Here is a 13,934-nt window from a genome sequence, read left to right as displayed (position 1 = left end):
GCTCAGTCCGCGACGAGCACCGCGCGGCCTCGATGGCCACGCTGCGCGATCCATTCCAGCGCCCGTGCCGCTTCGTCGAACGCGAAGCGTTGCACCGCGAGCCGCAGCCTTCCGTCGGCCAATCGCTCGAGCAATCGAGGCACGGCCGCGCGTCCCTGCGCCTCGCGCCGGAACATGTTGAGCGGCAGCAGGCTCACGTCGCGCTGCATGAAGGCCGGCAGCGAGAGCGACAGGGTCTCGCCCGCCGTGTAGCCGATCAGCACCGCGCGGCCGCCGGGCAGCACGCGGCCCAGCAGCGTGGCGAGCACATCGCCGCCGACGGTGTCGATCAGCACCTCGGCCTCTTGAGATGGCGCTTCGATGCCGGGCCGCCACTCGACGATGTCGACGCCCGAAGGCAAGCCATGGTCGGCGGACGCATCGGCCACCACCGCGCAGACCTTCGCACCGATCTCGAGCGCGAGCTGCACCGCGAGCGAGCCGACCGCACCGCTCGCGCCCGTGACCATCACGCGCTCGCTTTCGCGCACGCGCGCCACCTCGTGCAACGCGACCCAGGCCGAGGTGCAGGGCGAGAAGAAGGCCGAGCCCAGTGCCATGTCGAGCCCCTCGGGCAGTTCACCGAGCGCGGCATCGGGCGCGTCGGCGATCTCGCACCAGGTGCCGTCGAACTGCGTGCCGAGGCCGCTGCCGCGCAGCCACACGCGCTGGCCCGGCGCGAAGCGTTCGCTGTGGATCACGATGCCCGCGCCCTCGACACCGGGCGTGTAGGGCAAGGGCGGCGGGCGCAGGAAACCGCCGCGCCACACGGTGCGGTCGATGTGACCGACGGTCGCGGCCTGCATGCGCACCAGGCTGCGGCCCGGCGCGGGCACGGGATCGGGCCGCTCCTCGATGCGCGGCGGCTCGCCCCATTGCGCGATGCGCACGGCCTTCATGCGAGGCCCGCGAGGAAGTCGTCCACGCAGCGCGCGAAGGCTTCGGGCAACTGGTCGGGCAGCGGCACCATGCCGCCTTCGATGTCGGCGATGCGCACGCTGGCCGCATGGCGCAGATGCTGCGCGAGTTCCTGTGCATGCGGCGACGCGAACGGATCCTCGGGCGCGCGCACGATCAGCACGGGCTGCGTGACGCGATCGATGCGCTCTTCCATGCGGTACGAGGCCACGGCGCGGTGACCTTCCTCGAGCCGTCGGCCGACCTTGAGCGCATCGAGCACGAAGGCTTCGAGCAGCTCGGGCCGGTGGGGCGGATAGAAGCCCTGCCGCTTGCCCCACAGCGCCGCGAGGTGGCTGCCGTCTTCGCTGGGCTCGACCTCGTCGATCGGCGGACGCTCGGCGCGCGCGCGGCGAAAGGCTTCGTCGGTGTAGGGCGTCGAGGACAGCACCAGCGCGCGCACGCGCTCGCCGAGCGCGGCCGCGAGTTCGATCGCGATCACGCCGCCCGTGTGATGGCCGACCACGGCGACGCGTTCGATGCGCAGCGCATCGAGCAGCTCGGCCGCGACACGGGCCCAGTGCGCGATCGAGGCGGGCTCGCTGCCCGCGGCCGAATCGCCGAAGCCCACGGTGTCCATCGCGATCGCGCGATGCCGCGCGCCGAGCAGCGGCAGCACGGCTTCGTACTCGCGCCAGCTGCGCGGCGACTGGTGCAGCAGCAGCACCGGCGGTGCGTCGACATCGCCGCAGCTCGCGCAGTGCACCTGCCCGACCGACAGATCGGCGAAGGCGCGGCGGATGGTTGGCGTCATGGCAGCGTGCGTTCGGCCGCGGGCCGCCAGAGGCCCGCATGGCGCAGCATGCCGAGCGTGCGCGAGAGCACGTCGCGGCGATAGGCGGCGGTGTCGGTGCCCTCGTAGGCATAGAAGCCGCTGCCGCTCTTGAGGCCGAGCCGCCCTTCCTCCACCATGCGGTCGACGATGGCCGGCGCGGTGTAGCGCCCCTTGTCGATCGAGGCCGACATCTCGCGGCTCGCGTGGTGCAGGATGTCGCAGCCACCGAAATCGATGAACTCGACCACGCCGAGCGCCGCGAAGCGCAGGCCCAGGCCGTGGCGCGTGGCCTTGTCGATCTCCTCGGCGGTGGCGGCGCCCTCCTCGATCATGCGCGCGGCCTCGTTCATGATCAGCGCCTGCAGCCGCGGCACGATGTAGCCGGGCGTGGGCCCGCACACCACGGGCAGCTTGCCGATCGCTTCCATGATCGCGCGCGTGCGCGCCAGCACGGCGGGGTCGGTGCCCGGATGGCAGCTCAGTTCGACCACCGGGATCACGTAGGCCGGATTGAGCCAGTGCATGTTGAGGAAGCGCTCGGGCCTGCGCACCAGCGCCGCGAGCTGCGTGACCAGGATGCTGCTGGTGGTCGAGGTCAGGATCGCGTCGTCGCGGCAATGGGCGTTGATCTGTTCGAAGGCCTCGCGCTTGGCCTCGAGCGTTTCGGGCACGCCCTCGAACACCAGCTCGGCCTGCGCGAGCGCCGCCGGTGCCTGCGCCGCGCGCACATACTGCACGCGCGCCGCGATGGCCTCGGCCTGCGCCGCATCGATCACGCCGAGTTGCGCCAGGCCCGCGAGGCTGGCGGCGATCTCCTGTCGTGCCTCGTCGTGCAGCTTGTTCCAGGCCTCCTCGCTGCGCACGCGCAGGTCGACCAGCGCGATGCGATGGCCCGCGTAGGCGAAGGCGATCGCGATGCCGCGGCCCATGCGCCCCGCGCCGACCGCGGCGAAGCGGACCGGCTCATTCGCCATCGTGCAGCCTCTGGCGCAGCGCGTCGGCCGACAGGTCCGCGAGGCCCAGGGCCTCGAAGCTGCGCGGCCCCTGGCGCAGGTCGCGGCCGAGGAAGCCGCCGACGATCGCGAGCAGACCGTGGGCGATCGGCGCATCGACGCCCGCATGCCTTGCGGCCGAGGCGAGGAAGGCCAGGCCGAGCTCGGTGTCCTCGGTGATGTAGCGGTGGCCGTGCAGGTCGATGTTCTCGCGCCAGTCGCCCGACTTCACGAGCTGCTTGTGAGCATCGCCGTACATCCAGCGGTCGTTGTCGTAGTGGTCGGCCAGCGGATAGTGCGGGCCGCCGTGGCCGAAGGCCTCGCGCACGGCGATGCGCTCGCGGTCGAGCTGGTCGGTCACGGCGCGCACCGCGGGCTGCGTGCCTTCGTTGTGGATGTCCCAGCGCTCGAAGTGCTGCAGCGGCGCGGCGTTCATCACCATCAGCGGCGGATGGATGACGGGGCCGGCGTTCATCAGCGCGCCCGAGAGCGCGTCGCCGCAGCCGTGCACGCTCGGGTAGGCCACGCGGATGGTGTCGATCGCCTGTGCGGCCTTGCGCGCCGGATAGACGCCGGTGGGCAGGCGGATCGCGCGGATCGTGACGTTGACCTCGCGCTCGCCATGCTTGCGCGCCAGGTAGGGCAAGGTGCCGGTCTCGGCCCAGGCCACGTCGGCGCGGTTGCCGGCCTCGCGCACGGTGCGCGCCATCACGTAGCTGCCGAAGGTGCCGGGCGGCAGGAACACGACCTGGCCGTCGACCAGGTGCGGCGCCATGGCGCGCGCGATGAAGTCCTGCGCGATGGCCGGGGTCGGCAGCACGATGAGTTCGGCATCGCGCAGCGCCGCGCCGATGTCGGCGGTGGGCAGCGCAATGGGCACCTCGCGCACGCCGCGCGCATCCTTGAGCACGATGCTGCCGCTGTCGATGACCGGCTGCAGCGCGGCCGCGTCGCGGCGCCACAGCCGCACTTCATGCCCGGCTTCGGACAGATCGGCGGCGGCCGCATAGGCCCCATGGCCGCCACCCAGGATCGCGATTTTCATGGTCGAAGGGTCGAAAAGCTGAGGTTGATGAACCGGCCACCGACGATGCGGAACCGGAATACAGGACTGCGCGCGTCCAATACATTACTTTTCATCAATTCAGACGTCAACCAAAATCGGTGCCTTCGACTGCTCGCAAACCCCCAATGCAAAAAGCCCGCGTTCCGGAGAAACGCGGGCTTTGCGAAGGGAAGAACCCGATCAGCGGCTGGGCTTGAAGGCGCGCTTCTGCGCGTCGCGCGGCACGAACACCTTGCCGGGGCCGCCGGCGTGGCCCGGGCCCTTGCGGGGCGCGAAGCCGTCGTTGCGCGGCGCGAAGCCGCCTTCGTTGCGCGGACCGCCGCTGCGGGCGCCGAAGCCTTCGTTGCGGCTGCCGCCGGCATTGCCGCGCGGTGCGCTGTCGCCCCAGCCCGGCTTGCGGCCGAAGCCGGCCGACTCGTCACGGTCGCGGCCGCCGCCGAAACCGGCGTTCTGGCCACCGCCGTGGAAGCTGCCACCGCGCGGAGCGCCGGCACCCGGGCCGGGACCGCGTGCACCGCGGTCGTTGAAGCCGCTGGCATTGGCGTAGCCGTTGCCACCGCCATTGCCGCCGCGGTAGCCACCGCCGCCGTTGCCCTGGCGACGATCGCCGCCACGGCCGCGACCGCCGAAGTCGCCCTGCGGGCGCGATTGCGGCATGCGCTGCTGCGGTTCCATGCCGGGGATCACCTCGGCCTTGAACTGCTGGCGGCTGTACTGCTCGATGTCCATGATCCGGCGGCGGTCGCGGAACTCGGCGAAGGTGATCGCCAGGCCGTCGCGGCCGGCACGGCCGGTGCGGCCGATGCGGTGGGTATAGTCCTCGGCCTTCATCGGCAGGCCGAAGTTGAAGACGTGGGTGATGGTCGGCACGTCGATGCCGCGCGCGGCCACGTCGGTCGCCACCAGGATCTGCACCTGGCCCTGGCGCAGCGCCATCAGGCGGCGGTTGCGCAGGCCCTGGCTCAGCGCGCCGTGCAGCGCCACGGCGCTGAAGCCGTCCTGCTGCAGGTCGTTGGCGAGGCCGTCGCATTCGACCTGGGTGCTGGCGAACACGATCGCCTGGTTGATGCTGGTGTCGCGCAGCCAGTGGTCGAGCAGCTTGCGCTTGTGGGCGGCGTTGTCGGCCCAGAACAGCGACTGCTTGATGTTGGCGTGCTTTTCCTGCGGGCTGTCGATAGTCACGCGCTGCGGCTCGCGCATCACGCGCTGGGCCAGCTGCTGGATGCGCGGCGCGAAGGTGGCGCTGAACATCATGGTCTGCTGGCGCTCGATGGTGAGCTGGTTGACTTCGGCCAGGTCGTCGGCGAAGCCCAGGTCGAGCATGCGGTCGGCCTCGTCGACCACCAGGAACTTGACCTTGTCGAGCTTGATCTGCATCGAGCGCTGCAGGTCGAGCAGGCGGCCCGGCGTGGCGACCACGAGGTCGGCGTTCTGCAGGCGCGCGATCTGCAGCTGGTAGGGCATGCCGCCCACCACGTTGGCGATGCGCAGGCCGCGGCAGTGGCGCACCAGCTCGATGGCGTCGTGCGCGACCTGCTGCGCGAGTTCGCGCGTCGGGCACAGCACCAGGGCGCCGGGGGTGGCGGCCTTGAAGTTGCGGTTGCTGGTCGGGTTGACGCGCTTGGGCCGCTTGGGCGGCGCTTCGCCGCGTTCGGCGGCTTCGGCCGCGAGGCGGTCGAATTCGGCGCGCTCGGCGGCGGCTGCTTCGGCCTGGCGGCGGATCAGCGTGTGCAGCACGGGCAGCAGGAAGGCCGCGGTCTTGCCGCTGCCGGTCTGGCTCGAGACCATCAGGTCGACGAAACGGGCCGATTCGTCGCCGCGGGCCAGCGGGATCACCTTTTCCTGCACGGTCGTGGGCTGGTGGAAGCCCAGGTCCACGACGGCAGCGATCAGTTCGGGTGCGAGGCCCAGCGGAATGAATCCGTTGGGGCCGCGCGGTGCCTCGGGTGCGTCGGACGTCTGCGCGTCCTGATCGGCAACCTCGAGGACTTCGTTGGCCTCGGTGCTGGCGGCGTCGAGCGCCTCGAGCACGGGCACTTCGGAGGTGACAGCGGAAAATTCGTTGTTGTGAATCGATTGCACAGGCGCGAGCTCGCCCTGCGCTTCAAAAGCGTCGGTCATGAATGTCAAATTTCAAACGCGAGCGCAGCCGTGGGCGGCGCCCCGTTGGTGGTTAAAAACATCAACCATCCAACGACATTCAGCTTCCGGTTCTGAAACCCGAGGCTGCGGCCCTTTTTGATCGATCCATGCGATCGGGCGCGGTGTGCAAGATAGGGAGATGCGGGATATGCCGGCGGGGAACCGATTCTGCTCATGCACGCGCCATCCTTTTTGAAGAATGGCCGGGCACCCCGGTCAGCGAAGCCCACGATTATGACATGCATCGGGGTTTTTACCTAATCCCCGCATGCAATGGGATTTTTGGCCGTTGTTCCGGCCCACCAGGCCTCAGTCGGTCAGGCGCAGGAAGGTCTCGCGGTAGTGCGCCAGTTCCTCGATCGACTCGTGCACGTCGGCCAGCGCCGTGTGGGCCTGCTGCTTCTTGAAGGCGTTGTAGGCCGCGGGCTTCCAGCGCTTGGCGAGCTCCTTGAGCGTGCTGACGTCGAGGTTGCGGTAGTGGAAGTAGGCCTCGAGCTTGGGCATGTACTTGACCAGGAAGCGCCGGTCCTGGCCGATGGTGTTGCCGCACATCGGCGAGCCGCTCCTGGGCACGTAGCGCGCGATGAATTCGATCAGCTGCTGCTCGGCCGTGGCTTCGTCGACGGTCGAGGCCTTGACCTTGTCGATCAGGCCGCTGCGGCCGTGCGTGCCCTTGTTCCAGGCATCCATGCCGTCGAGCACGGCGTCGCTCTGGTGGATGACCAGCACCGGGCCGTCGATGCGCGGCGTGAGGTCGGGGCCGGTGATGACCACGGCGATCTCGAGCAGGCGTTCCTTCTCGGGGTCGAGCCCGCTCATCTCGCAATCGAGCCAGACCAGGTTCTGGTCGCTTTTCTTCAGGGTGGGGACCGCTGCGGCGGCCGTGGAGGCGGAGGATTCGGGCATCGCGGGATTGTCGCCGATGGCCCTGGGGCCTTGGATGCGAGGACTAAACTCCGCCCCCTATGTCCTATTCGCTTCTCTTCACCATCGCCTTTGCCGCCGCGCTGGTGGCCGGCATGATCGTGGAATTCTGGCTTGCCTCCAGGCAGATCCGGCATGTGGCGAGGCACCGAAACGCCGTTCCCCCCGCGTACGCGGAAAGCATCACGCTGCAGGGGCACCAGCGGGCCGCGGACTACACCATCGCGAAGACCCGGTTCAGCATCCTCGAGACGGCCTGCAGCACCGCGTTCCTCCTGGGCTGGACCCTGCTCGGCGGCCTCGACCTCCTCAACAAGTTGCTGCTCGCCTGGCTCGGTGGCGGGATGCTGCAGCAGCTGACGCTCATCGCCGCCTTTGCCGCCATCGGCGGACTGCTCGGCTTGCCGTTTTCCATCTATCGGATCTTCGTGCTCGAGGAGCGTTTCGGCTTCAACAAGATGAAATGGAAGCTGTGGGTCCTCGACAACGCCAAGTGGATGGTCGTCGGCGCGGGATTGGGCCTGCCGCTCGCGGCGTTGATCCTGTGGCTGATGGCCGCGGCTGGATCGCTGTGGTGGCTCTGGGCCTGGGCGGCTTTCTCGTTCTTCCTTCTGCTGCTGCAGGTGATCTTTCCACTGTTCATCGCGCCGTGGTTCAACAAGTTCACGCCACTCGCCGATGCAGCGCTGGAAACCCGCGTCACCGCGCTGCTGAAACGCTGCGGCTTCGCGGTCAGCGGCCTGTTCGTAATGGACGGCAGCACCCGCAGTGCGCACGCCAACGCCTACTTCACGGGCTTCGGCGTCAGCAAGCGGGTGGTCTTCTACGACACGCTGCTCGAGCAGCTGGATGCGAGCGAGATGGAAGCGGTGCTGGCGCACGAGCTGGGCCACCTCAAGTACAAGCACCTGCGCAAGCGTCTCGTCATGACCTGCCTGCTGAACCTGCCCGCTTTCGCGTTGCTCGGCTGGGTCTCGACCCAGACCTGGTTCTACGCCGGGCTCGGGGTGCAGCCCAACATGGCGGCTCCCAACAACGCACTGGCACTGCTGCTGTTCATGATCGCCGTGCCGGTCTTCACCTTCTTCGTCGCGCCGCTGTTCTCGCAGCTGTCGCGCAAGAACGAGTTCGAGGCTGATGCCTATGCCATCTCCCAGACGAGCCGCGACGCCCTCTCGGCCGCGCTGCTCAAGCTCTACCGCGACAACGCCTCGACCCTCACCCCCGACCCGGTGTTCGTCAAGTTCTACTACTCCCACCCGCCCGCCTCCGAGCGCCTCGCGCGCATGCTGGCGACCGCCTGAGCGCCATCTCTTTTCCGTCTCCCCGCACCCCTTTTCGAAAGCAGCGCCATGAGCACCGCCAGCATGTTGAAGATCAAGGACTGGAAGTCCATCCCCCGCAAGGCGCTGAGCGCGACCGAGATCGTCTCGGCGCTCGCGCGGCTCGAAGGCTGGAAGCTCAGCGGCGACGGCGCGAACGTCGCGATCGAGAAGACCTACAGCTTCACGAACTACTTCGAGACCATCGCCTTCGTGAACGCGCTGGCGATGGTGGCCCACACGCAGGACCACCACCCCGACCTGTCGGTGCACTACAACCGCTGCGTGGTGCGCTTCAACACGCACGACGTCGGTGGCATCTCGGTCACCGACTTCGACTGCGCACGCCAGGCCGATGCGCTGCTGACGGCCGCGCCCACGGCATGACCGGAGCGATCGCCTTTGGCTAAGCCGGGCCGCGAGCGCCAGCAAGGCCGTGCTTCGGTCGATGCGCTGCACGACGGCCTCGTGGTGGCGAGCCACGGCCGCCATTGCCTCGTCGAAACGCCCGAAGGCGAACGGCGCATCTGCCATCCGCGCGGCAAGAAGAGCCAGGCCGTGGTCGGCGACCGCGTGCGCTGGCAGGCCAGCGAGGACGAAGGCACGATCGAGCAGGTGGTGCCGCGGCGCAACCTGTTCTACCGCCAGGACGACATCCGCACCAAGTCCTTCGCGGCCAACCTCGACCACGTGCTGATCCTGATCGCGGCCGAGCCCGAGTTCTCCGAACACCAGCTCGCGCGCGCGCTGATCGCGGCCGAGGCCGAACGCATCACGCCGATCATCGCGCTCAACAAGAGCGACCTGGTCGAGCCCTTCGAGCGCGCCTGGCGCAAGCTCGCGCCCTACCGGCGCATGCACCACGGCGTGCTGCCGCTGTCGCTCAAGGCCTCGGGCGAAGTCGACCACGCCTCGCTCACGCAGCGCCTCGCGGGCAAGACCACGCTGGTGCTCGGCCCCTCGGGCGCGGGCAAGAGCACGCTGATCAACCTGCTGGTGCCGGGCGCCACCGCGCTCACCGGCGAGATCTCGCAGGCGCTCAATTCGGGCAAGCACACCACCACCAGCACCACCTGGTATTGGGTCGACGCGGCGCGCAGCACCGCGCTGATCGACTCGCCGGGCTTCCAGGAATTCGGCCTGAACCACATCGCGCCGATGCAGCTCGCGGGCCTGATGCCCGACATCGCCGAGCATGCGGGCGAGTGCAAGTTCTACAACTGCACCCACCTGCACGAGCCGGGCTGCGGCGTGATCGCGCACGTGGAGTCGGCGGCCAACGACGGGCCGATCAGCGCCTCGCGCTACAAGATCTACGGCGATCTGTTCGCGGAGCTCAGCGAGACGCGCTACTGAGCCTGCAGGATCTCGCGCAGCCGTTCCACCAGCACGCTGCATTGCGCGCGCGTGCCGATGCTGATGCGCAGGTACTGCGCGATGCGCGGCTGGCGGAAGTGCCGCACCAGCACCGAGCGCTCGCGCAATGCGGCGGCCAGTTCGGCGGCGTCGCGCGACGGATGCCGCGCGAACACGAAATTGGTCTGCGAAGGCAGCACCTCGAAACCCAGGTCCTCGAGCTGCAGCACCAGCCCCTCGCGGGTGTCGACCACGTCGTCGCGCGTCTTGCGGAACCAGTCCTCGTCCTCGAGCGCCGCCACGGCGCCGGCGCTCGCGAGCCGGTCGAGCGGGTAGGAATTGAAACTGTCCTTCACGCGCACCAGCGCATCGATCAGGTGTGCCTGGCCGCAGGCAAAGCCCACGCGCAGGCCGGCCAGCGAACGCGACTTCGAGAGCGTCTGCACCACCAGCAGGTTGGCATGGTGCGGGATCAGCGAGAGCGCGCTCTCGGCGCCGAAATCGACGTAGGCCTCGTCCACCAGCACCACGCGCTCGGGACAGGCGCGCAGCAGTTCCTCGATGCGCGCCAGCGGCAGGCCGATGCCGGTGGGGGCATTCGGGTTGGCAACGACGACGCCCGCGCAGCCTTCGCGCGCGCGATCGGCCATGGCATCGACGTCGATGCGCAGGTCCTCGTCGACCGGCAACTGCTCGCAGGCGATGCCGTAGAGCTGCGCATAGACGCGGTAGAAGCTGTAGCTGATGTCGGGCATCAGCAGCGGCTCGCGCTGCTGGAAGAAGGCGAAGAAGGCGTGGGCCAGCACCTCGTCGGAACCGTTGCCCGCGAAGACCTGCTCGACCGCGAGCCCGTGGCGGCGCGCGACGGCTTCACGCAATGCGAGCGAGGTGGGATCGGGGTAGAGCTCGAGACCGTTCTCGGCCGCTTCGCGGATCGCCTGGATGGCGCGCGGCGATGGCGGGTACGGGTTCTCGTTGGTGTTGAGCTTCACGAGGTCCCGGATGCGCGGCTGCTCGCCGGGCACGTAGGGCTCGAGGTCCGCGATGCGCGGGCTCCAGAACGAAGGCGCGCGCCTGGCCGCCGGATCGATCGAGTCGGCCATGGGCTCAGCCCAGCAGCCGCGCGAGCGTCAGCAGCGCGAGCAGCACCATCCACATCACGACCGAGCGCCAGACCAGGCCCACCACGCTGCGCAGGTGGCCGGGCTCGGGCTCGCGGCCCGGCGTGCTGCCGCTGTCGGGACGCCGGGTGTCGGCGAAGGATTCGCCGGCCTGCGCGCGTGGCAGCGGGTCGACGCTGGGAATGGGCCGCAGCCGACCGCCACCCAGGCGCACGTTGACCGCGCCCGAGGTGGCCGCGAGGATCACGCCGTCGTTCTCGCTCGGAAAGCGGCGCGCGTCGTTGCGCCAGCAATCGATGGCTTCCTCGAAGCTGCCCACCACCGCGAAGCCCAGCGCCGTGATGCGCGCGGGCAGCCAGTCGATCGCATGCCAGGCGCCCTCGGCGGCCTGCTGCACCGATTCGCTCGAGGGCTGCACGGCCGCGCCGTTCTTGTGCAGCCAGTAGCGCGCGACGAATTCGCTCATGCGGTAGAAGACCGCGCCGGCCGGCCCCAGGCCGACCGCGGCGAGCACCGAGAACCAGGCCAGCACGCCGAACACGTGGCGATGCGCGGCGATCACCGAATGCTCGATCACGTGGCGCACGATCTCGCTGCGCGGCAGCTCGGCGGCGTCCACGCCCTGCCAGTGCGCGAGCAGCGAGCGCGCCAGCGGCTCGTCGCCTTCGTCGAGGGCGTCGCGGATGTCGGTGAAGTGGTGGCTGAACTGGCGAAAGCCCAGGGTGACGTAGAGCACCGCGATGCTCCAGAGCACCGCGAACGGCAGCCCCAGCGTGAGCACCAGCAGCCAGTGGATGCCGAGCGCGAGCAGCGTCGGCACGAAGACCGCGAGGCCCCAGGCGATCCATCCATGGTGCGGCTTGCCCGCGTCGAAGTTGCGGCTGGTCCAGCGCGTCCATGCGAGCACGCCGCCATACACGGGGTTGTGCGGGGCCAGCGGCCGCACCTGCTCGATCAGCAACGCACACAGGATGGCGAAGAAGCTCATCCAGAGATGATAGCGAGACAGCCCCGTCGTTCGGGGCTTGCGGACCTATGAGGCCGACAGAACTCGCCGTTTCTTCAGGCGGCTCAGGCGCTCAGGAAGCGGTAGAGATTGCGCAGCATGCCGGCCGTGGCGCCCCAGACGAAGCGCTCCTCGCTGCCGTCCTGGTAGGGCATCGAATACCAGTGGCGCTGCGTGCCGTCGCCCGCGGGCACGGCATGGCGGCGGTGGTTGGCCGGGTCCATGAGCCAGCCCAGCGGCACCTCGAAGGCCTGCGCGACCTCGTAGGGATTGATGGTGAGTTCGAAGCCGGGCTCGACCAGCGACACCACCGGCGTGACGATGAACGAGGTCACCGTGGTGTAAGTCGGCAGGCTGCCGAGCACCTCGATGTAGCTTGCCGACAGGCCGACCTCTTCCCAGGCCTCGCGCAGCGCGGCGGCCGCGATGTTGGCGTCTTCGGGATCGACGCGGCCGCCCGGGAACGCGACCTGGCCCGAATGGGTCGACAGGTTCGCGGTGCGCTCGGTGAGCAGCACGGTCGGGCCCTGCGGGCGCTGCACGATCGGCACCAGCACGGCGGCCTGCGCGGGCTCGCGACCGGTCATGCGCGGCTCGCGGCGCAGCTCGGGCGCCCAGGCGGGCGGCGAGGCGAAGCGCGCGCGCAGGGCCTGCGCCGTCAGCTGTTCCAGCGCCACCGCCGGCAGCCCGTCGGCCGTGCCGCCGCCCACCACCGGGACCTTGCGCGGGTCGAATGGCGGCAGCATCGTGGGCACGACGGCATTGACGGGTTCGGTGGGAATGGAGGACATGGACGGGGCGGCGATGGTGGCGGTCAAGTGTGGATCGTGAAGAAGCGAAAGGAAGTCGTGATGAAAGCAGGACCCGGGCCCGGAAGAACGCGCGGAGGGCCTGCCGGATCGGCCACTGCCAGAACGCAAAAAGCCGCCAGAGCGGCGGCTTTTTCGCAACAGGCAAGCCTGCAGGCAGCTTACGCGGCCGCGGCGCCCGACGACTTGCCCGGCAGCTTTTCCTTGATACGAGCCGAACGGCCGCTGCGATCGCGCAGGTAGTACAGCTTGGCGCGGCGCACGTCGCCGCGGCGCTTGACTTCGATGTTGGCGATCAGCGGGCTGTAGGTCTGGAAGGTACGTTCCACGCCTTCGCCGCTGGAGATCTTGCGCACGGTGAAGCCGCTGTTGAGGCCACGGTTGCGCTTGGCGATCACCACGCCTTCGTAGGCCTGCACGCGCTTGCGGGTGCCTTCGACGACGTTCACGCTGACGATGACCGTGTCACCGGGCATGAAATCGGGGATGGTCTTGCCGAGACGGGAAATTTCTTCCTGCTCGAGGGTCTGGATGAGGTTCATGATTTCCTGAAATCGATCGTGTCCGCGCTGCACAAAAGGCGTCGTTGGCAGGGGTCTGGGGCTCTATGAAGAGTAGACGCCTGCACCGGACGCGGCCGGCCAGAGGATCGGGGAGCCCGCGATTATAGCTTTTTTTTGAGCACCGCCTCATCGGCGGCGTTCAGGCGGCCGGCAGAGCGGGCCGCGTCTATCAATTCGGGGCGTTCCCGGGCGGTGATCGCCAGCCGCTGGTCGCGGCGCCAGCGCTCGATCTGCGCATGGTGGCCCGACATCAACGGCGCCGGCACGCCCTGCCCGTTCCATTGCTCGGGCCGCGTGTAGTGCGGGCAGTCGAGCAGGCCGTCGAGCGCGGGATTGAAGCTGTCCTGCACATGGCTGGCCTCGTCGCCGAGCACGCCGGGCTGCAGCCGCGCCACCGCGTCGAGCAGTGCCATCGCGGGGATCTCGCCGCCCGACAGCACGAAGTCGCCCAGGCTGATCTGGTGCGTGACATGGGCGTCGATGAAACGCTGGTCGATGCCCTCGTAGCGGCCACAGACCAGCACCGCGCCCTCGCTGGCCGACCAGCGCTCGACCGCCTCGTGGCGCAGGGCCTCGCCGATCGGCGAGAACAGCACCACCGGGGCCGACGTACCGCGCGCGGCCTGCGCCGCGGCCAGGCAGGCCGACAGCGGCTCGGCCATCATCACCATGCCGGGGCCGCCGCCGAACGGGCGGTCGTCCACGCGCTTGTAGTTGCCGGGCGCATAGTCGCGCGGATTCCACAGCACCACCTCGACCTGCTTCGATTCGTAGGCACGGCGCGTCACGCCGCTGGCCATGAAGGGCGCGAACAGTTCGGGAAACAGCGTGAGGATGTCGAAGCGCATGCGCGCGGACCGCG

At 69.2% G+C, this 13,934-nt stretch carries 14 protein-coding genes; 3 read left to right on the top strand and 11 right to left on the bottom strand.

Translation table 11 applies throughout. The annotated features are described in order from the left end of the window. Positions 1-2 precede the first annotated feature (2 nt). The 6 genes from BM109_RS25545 to orn all read right to left on the bottom strand — a co-directional run bounded on the left by BM109_RS25545 (position 3) and on the right by orn (position 6,877). Entirely contained in the window at positions 3-938 is a 936-nt protein-coding gene (locus tag BM109_RS25545; protein ID WP_093348931.1) for a quinone oxidoreductase family protein, read from the bottom strand. Then, entirely contained in the window at positions 935-1,750 is an 816-nt protein-coding gene (locus BM109_RS25540) for an alpha/beta fold hydrolase (protein ID WP_093348928.1), read from the bottom strand. Before BM109_RS25540 ends, BM109_RS25545 begins: the two co-directional genes overlap by 4 nt. Next, positions 1,747-2,745, bottom strand: coding sequence for a 3-hydroxybutyryl-CoA dehydrogenase (locus tag BM109_RS25535; protein WP_093348926.1), 999 nt, complete (start codon positions 2,743-2,745; stop codon positions 1,747-1,749). The genes BM109_RS25540 and BM109_RS25535 overlap by 4 nt, the downstream gene beginning before the upstream one ends. Further along, a complete protein-coding gene (locus tag BM109_RS25530) occupies positions 2,735-3,808 on the bottom strand; it encodes an NAD/NADP-dependent octopine/nopaline dehydrogenase family protein (RefSeq protein WP_093348923.1) in 1,074 nt (357 codons plus the stop codon). Before BM109_RS25530 ends, BM109_RS25535 begins: the two co-directional genes overlap by 11 nt. Positions 3,809-4,009: 201 nt before the next feature. After that, positions 4,010-5,950, bottom strand: a complete 1,941-nt coding sequence (locus BM109_RS25525) for a DEAD/DEAH box helicase (protein ID WP_093348920.1) — start codon at positions 5,948-5,950, stop codon at positions 4,010-4,012. 330 nt (positions 5,951-6,280) lie between these two features. Continuing rightward, positions 6,281-6,877: an oligoribonuclease gene (gene orn, locus BM109_RS25520; protein ID WP_093348918.1), complete on the bottom strand. Its 597-nt coding sequence runs from the start codon at positions 6,875-6,877 to the stop codon at positions 6,281-6,283. Between the two features lie 59 nt (positions 6,878-6,936). Between orn and BM109_RS25515 the strand changes: the two genes are divergently transcribed. From BM109_RS25515 to rsgA, 3 genes are read left to right on the top strand one after another with little or no spacing between them, the layout of a single operon-like run. Further along, positions 6,937-8,199 carry a M48 family metallopeptidase gene (locus BM109_RS25515; RefSeq protein WP_093348916.1) on the top strand — a complete coding sequence of 421 codons (1,263 nt, stop codon included), beginning with the start codon at positions 6,937-6,939 and terminating at the stop codon, positions 8,197-8,199. Positions 8,200-8,247: 48 nt separating this feature from the next. Beyond that, on the top strand, positions 8,248-8,604 hold the full coding sequence (locus tag BM109_RS25510; protein ID WP_093348913.1) for a 4a-hydroxytetrahydrobiopterin dehydratase: 357 nt from the start codon (positions 8,248-8,250) through the stop codon (positions 8,602-8,604). Positions 8,605-8,619: 15 nt separating this feature from the next. Further along, positions 8,620-9,573: a ribosome small subunit-dependent GTPase A gene (gene rsgA / locus BM109_RS25505; protein WP_093348911.1), complete on the top strand. Its 954-nt coding sequence runs from the start codon at positions 8,620-8,622 to the stop codon at positions 9,571-9,573. Here the strand turns inward: rsgA and hisC are convergent. The 5 genes from hisC to trmD all read right to left on the bottom strand — a co-directional run bounded on the left by hisC (position 9,567) and on the right by trmD (position 13,920). Then, positions 9,567-10,676, bottom strand: a complete 1,110-nt coding sequence (gene hisC, locus BM109_RS25500) for a histidinol-phosphate transaminase (RefSeq protein WP_093348909.1) — start codon at positions 10,674-10,676, stop codon at positions 9,567-9,569. The genes rsgA and hisC overlap by 7 nt on opposite strands. Before the next feature lie 4 nt (positions 10,677-10,680). Continuing rightward, positions 10,681-11,682 carry a CobD/CbiB family protein gene (locus BM109_RS25495; RefSeq protein WP_093348906.1) on the bottom strand — a complete coding sequence of 334 codons (1,002 nt, stop codon included), beginning with the start codon at positions 11,680-11,682 and terminating at the stop codon, positions 10,681-10,683. An 83-nt stretch (positions 11,683-11,765) separates the two neighbouring features. Beyond that, positions 11,766-12,491 (bottom strand): CoA pyrophosphatase, encoded by a 726-nt coding sequence (locus tag BM109_RS25490; protein WP_093349286.1) that lies wholly within the window; start codon positions 12,489-12,491, stop codon positions 11,766-11,768. A gap of 179 nt (positions 12,492-12,670) precedes the next feature. Continuing rightward, positions 12,671-13,051 (bottom strand): 50S ribosomal protein L19, encoded by a 381-nt coding sequence (rplS, locus tag BM109_RS25485; protein ID WP_093348904.1) that lies wholly within the window; start codon positions 13,049-13,051, stop codon positions 12,671-12,673. Between the two features lie 122 nt (positions 13,052-13,173). Then, a complete protein-coding gene (trmD, locus tag BM109_RS25480) occupies positions 13,174-13,920 on the bottom strand; it encodes a tRNA (guanosine(37)-N1)-methyltransferase TrmD (RefSeq protein ID WP_093348901.1) in 747 nt (248 codons plus the stop codon). Positions 13,921-13,934 lie beyond the last annotated feature (14 nt).

It is taken from the genome of Variovorax sp. PDC80, assembly GCF_900115375.1.
Classification (GTDB): Bacteria; Pseudomonadota; Gammaproteobacteria; order Burkholderiales; family Burkholderiaceae_C; genus Variovorax.
Note: the sequence above shows the minus strand (reverse complement) of the source record. Positions and strands in the feature narration are given on the sequence as shown.

Bases quoted from the DNA above. Each gene is read 5' to 3' on its own strand.
- BM109_RS25545 (WP_093348931.1), bottom strand. From the start codon at position 938: ATGAAGGCCGTGCGCATCGCGCAATGGGGCGAGCCGCCGCGCATCGAG.
- BM109_RS25540 (WP_093348928.1), bottom strand. From the start codon at position 1,750: ATGACGCCAACCATCCGCCGCGCCTTCGCCGATCTGTCGGTCGGGCAG.
- BM109_RS25535 (WP_093348926.1), bottom strand. From the start codon at position 2,745: ATGGCGAATGAGCCGGTCCGCTTCGCCGCGGTCGGCGCGGGGCGCATG.
- BM109_RS25530 (WP_093348923.1), bottom strand. From the start codon at position 3,808: ATGAAAATCGCGATCCTGGGTGGCGGCCATGGGGCCTATGCGGCCGCC.
- BM109_RS25525 (WP_093348920.1), bottom strand. From the start codon at position 5,950: ATGACCGACGCTTTTGAAGCGCAGGGCGAGCTCGCGCCTGTGCAATCG.
- orn (WP_093348918.1), bottom strand. From the start codon at position 6,877: ATGCCCGAATCCTCCGCCTCCACGGCCGCCGCAGCGGTCCCCACCCTG.
- BM109_RS25515 (WP_093348916.1), top strand. From the start codon at position 6,937: ATGTCCTATTCGCTTCTCTTCACCATCGCCTTTGCCGCCGCGCTGGTG.
- BM109_RS25510 (WP_093348913.1), top strand. From the start codon at position 8,248: ATGAGCACCGCCAGCATGTTGAAGATCAAGGACTGGAAGTCCATCCCC.
- hisC (WP_093348909.1), bottom strand. From the start codon at position 10,676: ATGGCCGACTCGATCGATCCGGCGGCCAGGCGCGCGCCTTCGTTCTGG.
- BM109_RS25495 (WP_093348906.1), bottom strand. From the start codon at position 11,682: ATGAGCTTCTTCGCCATCCTGTGTGCGTTGCTGATCGAGCAGGTGCGG.
- BM109_RS25490 (WP_093349286.1), bottom strand. From the start codon at position 12,491: ATGTCCTCCATTCCCACCGAACCCGTCAATGCCGTCGTGCCCACGATG.
- rplS (WP_093348904.1), bottom strand. From the start codon at position 13,051: ATGAACCTCATCCAGACCCTCGAGCAGGAAGAAATTTCCCGTCTCGGC.
- trmD (WP_093348901.1), bottom strand. From the start codon at position 13,920: ATGCGCTTCGACATCCTCACGCTGTTTCCCGAACTGTTCGCGCCCTTC.